At 67.5% G+C, this 6,243-nt stretch carries 7 protein-coding genes and 1 pseudogene; 3 read left to right on the top strand and 5 right to left on the bottom strand.

All coding sequences use genetic code 11. The annotated features are described in order from the left end of the window. Positions 1-132: 132 nt before the first annotated feature. Both SZ55_RS29215 and SZ55_RS25410 read right to left on the bottom strand, forming a co-directional pair. Positions 133-300, bottom strand: a pseudogene (locus SZ55_RS29215) (DUF4124 domain-containing protein); the annotation flags it as partial. 69 nt (positions 301-369) lie between these two features. Beyond that, complete coding sequence (locus SZ55_RS25410) at positions 370-1,299, bottom strand: DMT family transporter (protein WP_044413542.1); 930 nt, start codon at positions 1,297-1,299, stop codon at positions 370-372. Positions 1,300-1,420: 121 nt separating this feature from the next. On the opposite strand from SZ55_RS25410, the gene SZ55_RS25415 reads away from it, so the two are divergent. Next, a complete protein-coding gene (locus SZ55_RS25415) occupies positions 1,421-2,353 on the top strand; it encodes a LysR substrate-binding domain-containing protein (protein WP_044413545.1) in 933 nt (310 codons plus the stop codon). Positions 2,354-2,397: 44 nt separating this feature from the next. On the opposite strand, the gene SZ55_RS25420 is transcribed toward SZ55_RS25415, so the two are convergent. Then, entirely contained in the window at positions 2,398-2,607 is a 210-nt protein-coding gene (locus SZ55_RS25420; RefSeq protein ID WP_044413549.1) for a cold-shock protein, read from the bottom strand. A gap of 292 nt (positions 2,608-2,899) precedes the next feature. On the opposite strand from SZ55_RS25420, the gene def reads away from it, so the two are divergent. Continuing rightward, positions 2,900-3,439: a peptide deformylase gene (gene def / locus SZ55_RS25425; protein WP_044413552.1), complete on the top strand. Its 540-nt coding sequence runs from the start codon at positions 2,900-2,902 to the stop codon at positions 3,437-3,439. A gap of 31 nt (positions 3,440-3,470) precedes the next feature. Further along, positions 3,471-5,009, top strand: coding sequence for a ComEC/Rec2 family competence protein (locus SZ55_RS25430; protein ID WP_044413555.1), 1,539 nt, complete (start codon positions 3,471-3,473; stop codon positions 5,007-5,009). A 1-nt stretch (position 5,010) separates the two neighbouring features. Here the strand turns inward: SZ55_RS25430 and SZ55_RS25435 are convergent, their stop codons facing one another. Together SZ55_RS25435 and SZ55_RS25440 are read right to left on the bottom strand one after the other, a co-directional pair. Continuing rightward, positions 5,011-5,346: a DUF2025 family protein gene (locus SZ55_RS25435; protein ID WP_044413557.1), complete on the bottom strand. Its 336-nt coding sequence runs from the start codon at positions 5,344-5,346 to the stop codon at positions 5,011-5,013. Positions 5,347-5,486: 140 nt separating this feature from the next. Then, a complete protein-coding gene (locus SZ55_RS25440; protein ID WP_044413559.1) occupies positions 5,487-6,029 on the bottom strand; it encodes a hypothetical protein in 543 nt (180 codons plus the stop codon). Positions 6,030-6,243: the final 214 nt, after the last annotated feature.

Below are 6,243 nucleotides of genomic sequence, written 5' to 3' on the forward strand. Positions count from 1 at the left end.
CTCGTTGGCTCGTGCTTCCCGATTACTGGCGGAGCTGTCCTCAATTACGGTGATGCGTGTGCCAGGTGGGCGGTCTGGCTCGCTTGCCGTGGCTGGGGGGGAGGCTTGTGTTTCCAGGGGGGGGACCGCTGCAGGCGGGCCGGAAGTCGGCATAGGTTCCACGATCCGTGTGGTCTGGCCTTCGGTGGCGGGGCAGGGCACGGCGGAGTAGCTGACAGAGCCGTCGTTGCCGACGCATTTGTAAACGGCCGCCTGCGCCAGCATGGGCAGCAGGCAGAGGCCGAGCAGGGCCGATCTCAAAGTGCATCCCTCACTTCGTCTGAAACGGCCGACAGGCTATCAGCCCTTTTTCCTGACCGATAGGTGCAATCAGGTGCCGTGTGTCACGCGCCGACGCGCCAGGTGGTCGCGCAGCAGCTCGGCGCCGGTGACCAGCAGCAGGCCTCCCAGCACCAGCAGGCCGCCGAAGATGAAGGAGGAGTCCAGCGGCTCGCCCAGCACCAGCACGCCGAAGCCGACGCCGAACAACGGGGTCATGAACGACAGCATCGACAGGCGCGAGGCGAGGTAGCGGCGCAGCAGCCAGAACCATCCCAGGTAGCTGATCAGTGCCACCACCACCACCTGGAAGCCGAGGCTGAGCAGGGCGCGGTCGCTGGGGACCAGGCCCAGGCGGCCGGTGGCGGCGGCCACCGCCAGCAGGACCAGGCCGGCAACGCCTAGCTGGTAGAAAAGCGTCTTCACCGGGGCGGCTTCCGACAGGCTCGAGCCCCGGATGAGCACGGTGGTGGCGCCCCAGGCGACGGCGGCGCAGATGCCCAGCGCATCGCCGAACAGGCTGCCTGCGGCATTCCCCGGTTTGCCGAGAAAGGCCAGGGCGATACCGCCGAAGGCCACCAGCACGCCCAGCCACTGGACCGGCGACAGGCGTTCCTCGGGGAGGATCAGGTGCAGCCCCAGGGCGGCGAAGATCGGCGCGGTGTAGAGGAACACCGCGATGTGGGACGCGCTGGTGCGGACCAGCCCTTCGGAGATGAAGAAGAACTCCAGGGTGAACAGCAGGCCGACCCCGAGCCCCGGCAGCAGGGTGCCGTCACCGAAGGCACCACTGCCTTCCCGCCACAGGGTGATGGCGCCCAGCACCAGCGCGGCGATACCGGAGCGGATGGCCAGTTGCAGGACCGGCGCCACGTCCTGCTCCACCAGCTTGATGGAGACCTGCTGGAAGCCCCAGACGATGCAGAGCAGCAGCATCAGGCCGCAGGCGAAAGGGTCCAGGGGCAGGCGTGTGGGTCTCATCGATGACTCGCAAGGCAGGGGCCGCACAGGTGGGCCGGAAGGGCGGCAGGATGGCGAGCGGGCGCCTTGCATTCAAACGATGTTTTGTCATCATGCTTTGACTTCTACTCAAAGCACTCCCATGCGCACACCATCCCTTGTCGCCCTGCGTGCCTTCGAGGTCGCCGCCCGCAGCCGCAACTTCACCGAGGCCGCCCACGAGCTGTCGGTCACCCCGGGTGCCGTCAGCCGGCAAATCCGCCTGCTGGAGGAAGAGCTCGGGGTCAGCCTGTTCGACCGTACCCGCAACACCGTCACCCTCAATGACAACGGCCGGCGCCTGGCCGCCACCGTGTCCCAGGCATTCGCCCTGCTGGCCGAGGGGGCGGCGGCGCTGCGGGGCATGCCCGAGGGGCCGCTGCAGGTCAGCTGTGCGCCCTCCATCGCGTCCCACTGGTTGATGCGCCGGCTCAACCAGTTCTCCGGCACCCATCCGGACATCGCCCTGAGCCTGGAGGCCACCGAAGAGCTGGTGGACCTGGAGCGCGGCGAGGCCAGCCTGGCGATCCGCTTCGTCACCGAGGGCACTGCGCTGCCCGCCAGCGAGCTGCTGTTCCGTGAGGTGTTCTTCCCGGTGTGCAGCCCGGCCTACCTGGAGGCCCATCCGGTCCGCGAGCCGGCTGATCTGGTGGGCGCGCGGCTGGTCCACGCCCATTGGAAGAGCGCCAGCAACCTGCGGATTCCTGACTGGGGTGACTGGTTCGAGCGCTATGTCGGCGCGCGCGTCGACACGTCGGCCGGCATCCGCTTCGGCCTGATCGGGCATGCGATCCAGGGTGCGGTGAATGGGCAGGGCTTTGCGTTGGGGTCGACGGCGCTGGCGGGGGATGACATCGCGCAGGGGCGGCTGGTGCTGCCGTTCGGTGAGGTGTGTCGCTTGCCGACACCCTGGGAATACCGCCTGGCCTGGAGCCGGAAGGGGCAGCCCAGCGAGCGGCTACGCCGGCTGATCGACTGGCTGGTGGCCGAGGCTCGCGCCAGTACGCGCGTCAGCGAAGCCAAATCGCAGGTATGAAAAAACCGGCCCGAGGGCCGGTTTTTCCGGAAGACGGTCGGTGATCAGATCACTTGGACTTCGTCTGCCTGCATGCCCTTCTGGCCCTGAACGGCTACGAAGGAAACCTTTTGGCCTTCCTTCAGAGTTTTGAAGCCGTTGGACTGGATGGAGCGGTAGTGGACGAACAGGTCCGGGCCGTTGTCAGTGGTGATGAAGCCGAAGCCTTTCTCATCGTTGAACCACTTAACGGTGCCAGTTTGACGATCAGCCATTTGGAGTAACTCCTTGAACAAAGTTGACACGGCGAGGACTTTCCACGCCGGACTGAGCGCAAAGAGTACAAATCGAAGCTTGGAACATGGATCGATTTACGTCACACATGCAGCACAGTGGGCAACACCATACCCGTCATTTCGGGGATTGCCTACCGTTTTTTAGCGCTGCGTTGAAAGACCCGTTTGCGCCCCCCGGCGAGGTGCGTTGCAAAGCCGTTGCGACCCTTGCCAGCGGGCGCGTTTGCAGGCTTCATCGAGCCCCTCCAGCCACCGTTCCGGAATGCCCGAGATGATCCGCGAAATCCTCCGCATGGGTGACCCGCGCCTGCTGCGCATCGCCCCGCCCGTGCCCGACGAGATGATCGGCAGCGCCGCCCTCAAGACGCTGATCGACGACATGTTCGAAACCATGCACCACGTCGGCGGCGTCGGCCTGGCCGCCCCGCAGATCGGCGTCGACCTGCAGCTGGTGATCTTCGGGTTCGAGCGTAGCGAGCGATACCCCGACGCGCCGGCCGTGCCGCCGACCATCCTCCTCAACCCGGTGATCACGCCCCTGGACGATGCCCGCGAAAACGGCTGGGAAGGTTGCCTCTCGGTGCCCGGCCTGCGTGGCTGGGTGCCACGCTACCGGGCCATCCGCTACCAGGGCGTCGATCCAGACGGGCAGCCCATCGATCGCACCGTCGACGGCTTCCACGCCCGCGTCGTACAGCATGAATGCGACCACCTGATCGGCCGGCTTTACCCCTCGCGCATCGAAGACTTCACCCGCTTCGGCTTCACCGAGGTGCTGTTCCCCGGCCTCGATCCCACGGCCGACGACTGACCCGCCCAACACGCCCGGAAGGAGCCCGAGCATGACCGCCCAGCACGCCATCGCCGTCGACCTCGCCAACGTCTACGACAGCCCGGAACGCAACACGCTGCTCTACGCCCTCGCCTGGGGGGATTTCGTCGAGGTACTGGAGGTGACCGAGCGGCATGTGCGCATCGCCACCCACACCTACGAGGAGCGCCCCGACGGCAGCATCCTGCCCGTCGCCACCGAGGCCTGGCTGGTGCCTCCGCGCTCGGCCAGGCGCCGCGATGGCAAGCCCCTGCGACCGGCCGACCTGGTCATGCCGCGCACGGAAAGCCGGGTGCTCAAGGTCAACTTCGTCGACGTGCAGCAGGGCGATGGCGCGGTGATCGAGACCCCAGTCGGGCAGGTGATGCTGGTGGACGGCGGCGACAACCAGATGTTCGCCCGCTACCTGGCCGCTCGCTACCGCGGCTCCTCGCCCGAGGCGCCCAAGGTGATCGACTGCATCCTCGTCACCCACGGCGATGCCGACCACTTCTCCGGGCTGACCCAGATCCACCGCTCGGAAACCAACGCCGAACCGCGCAAGCGGCTGTTCATCGAGCCCCGTCGGATCTACCACAACGGCCTGGTCAAGCGTGCCGCCAAGGGCCTCAAGGAAACCGAGCAACTCGGCCCCACCCGCCAGGTCGACGACGCCCTGCTGGTCTCGCCCCTGCTGGACAACCCCCTGGACGTACCGGCCGAGGCGATGAACACCGACTTCCGCGCCTGGCGCAAGGCGCTGGAGGCCTGGTCGAGCCGGGCCCGCCAGCCCATCGAGTTCCGCCGCCTGTCCTTTGGCCAGCGCAATGCCTTCGACTTCCTCCGCAAGGAGGGGGTGGACGTCCAGGTACTCGGGCCATTGCCGGTCGGCGAAGGGGCCGACGCCGGTCTGCCGTTCCTCGGTGCGCCACCCGCCGGGCCCCGTGTCGGTCATGACTCGCTGGAAACGGCGCCCACCGGCTTCTCCGGGTACTCCGCCTCCCACACCATCAACGGCCACTCCGTGGTGTTCCGCCTGGCCTATGGCGGCTTCAGCTACCTGTTCTGCGGGGACCTCAACGACGAAGCCGGACGCACCCTGGCCCGCCAGCACGATGCCGGGCAGGTCAACCTGCGTTCCGAAGTGTTCAAGGTGCCGCACCACGGCTCGGCGGACTTCTCCGGCGCGCTGTTCAAACGGGTGTCGCCGGTGATCAACGTCGTCTCCAGCGGCGACGACCCGATGAACGAATACATCCACCCCCGTGCCACCCTCATGGGTGCCTTGGGGCGGCATTCCCGGGTCGAGGAGCCACTGGTGTTCGTCACCGAGCTGGTGGCGTTCTTCCGCATGGAAGGCTGGGCCCGCCTGACCGACGCCCAGAAGGCCGAACGCCGTGGCGACTTCTATGCCTTCAGCCGGACCGCTTACGGGCTGGTGAAGACCCGCACCGACGGCCAGCGCCTGCTGGTCTACACCGACAGCGGCAAGGCCAACCTCAAGGAAGCCTACTGCTACGAACTGGACGAGGCCGGCGAGCCGCGCCCGGTGCCGGTGCTGAAGGCCTGACTCAGGCCTCCAGGCAGCCCCGCAGGCGGCGCTCGGCGGTGATCTCGGGCAGGTCGCGGCGGCGCATGTACACCCGCAGCGGCTCGCTGATGTTCAGGCGCTCGTCGATGTTCTGGTCCAGCAGCAACTGGATCAGCTCGCGCTTGAGGGTCATGGTGTGGTCGGTGTGGGGCTGCCAGACGAATTCGCTGGCCGGCATGATGCTGTCGTTGTCCACGTCCATGCCGAAGGAATCCTCGCTGAAGCGCACGATGTGGTGCCCGGTCTTCAGGTTGAAGCCGACGAAGCCCTGCAGCTGGTCGGCGGCGGCGCAGATGCCGCTGGAAGTGATGCTCATGGGTAAACCTCGCTGGAAGGTCCGCAGGACCGGATCGGGTCTACACGCGCAGGCGAAGGGCGCCGGTCTGGCGCCGGGCTCCGGGGGCGGATTGTGCCGCAGGCGTCGGCGAGGTGGGGCTGGGCGTATTGCCGCAGGCGTCAGCGCCCGCTGACCCGCGCCCCGGCCGGGTTGGAGCGGTCCACCAGGGTATTGACCACCGCCAGGGCCTTCTCGAAGGAGGGGTAGCCGCTCTTGGCCACGTCCAGGTCGGCATAGCGTGCCCGGTACAGCTCGGCACGCAACGGGTCGGCCTCGGTGGCCAGGAAGGGTTCGGACCAGATCTTGTAGAGCAGGGCGATGGCGTGGGGGTGCTTGCGCGCCGCTGCCTTCTCCAGCAGATCGAGCACCTCCTCCAACTGCGGGCCCTCGTTGATCAGCAGCACCGCCTGGTAGAAGGGCACCTCGCCGCGCGTATCCCCCGGCTCCGCCCGCTTGAGCAGCGCGCCGGCCAGCTCGTAGTTCTCCGGGTCACCCGCCGCGATCAGCAGCTTGGCCTGCAGCATGTCGTTCTGGTAGAGCAGCTTCTCGTCGCGGCAGGTCTCGCCGGAAAGCGGCTCGTCGCAGGACTGGCCGGCGCAGCCGGCCAGCAGCAGGGGCAGGCCGAGCAACAGGGTGCGGAAGCTGAAGCGGGTCACGGGCATGGGGCGTCCTCGGGTCCGGGTGCCAGGGTTGAGCGTTCGACTGCACGTGGCGGGGCCGGTTCGGCCCGTGCCGGCCCCGAAGCGCAAGCATAGACGCCCGGGTTGCGCACCACGCGTGCGACAAAGCCTCGACTGTTTAACACTTGTGGGGCACGGAACGCGACAGCCAGCGTGGCTGCCGCCATCATTCAGGGTCGACCCGACCCACCCGAGA

Origin of the sequence: Pseudomonas sp. FeS53a, assembly GCF_000931385.1 — a bacterium.
GTDB classification, from domain to species: Bacteria; Pseudomonadota; Gammaproteobacteria; order Pseudomonadales; family Pseudomonadaceae; genus Metapseudomonas; species Metapseudomonas otitidis.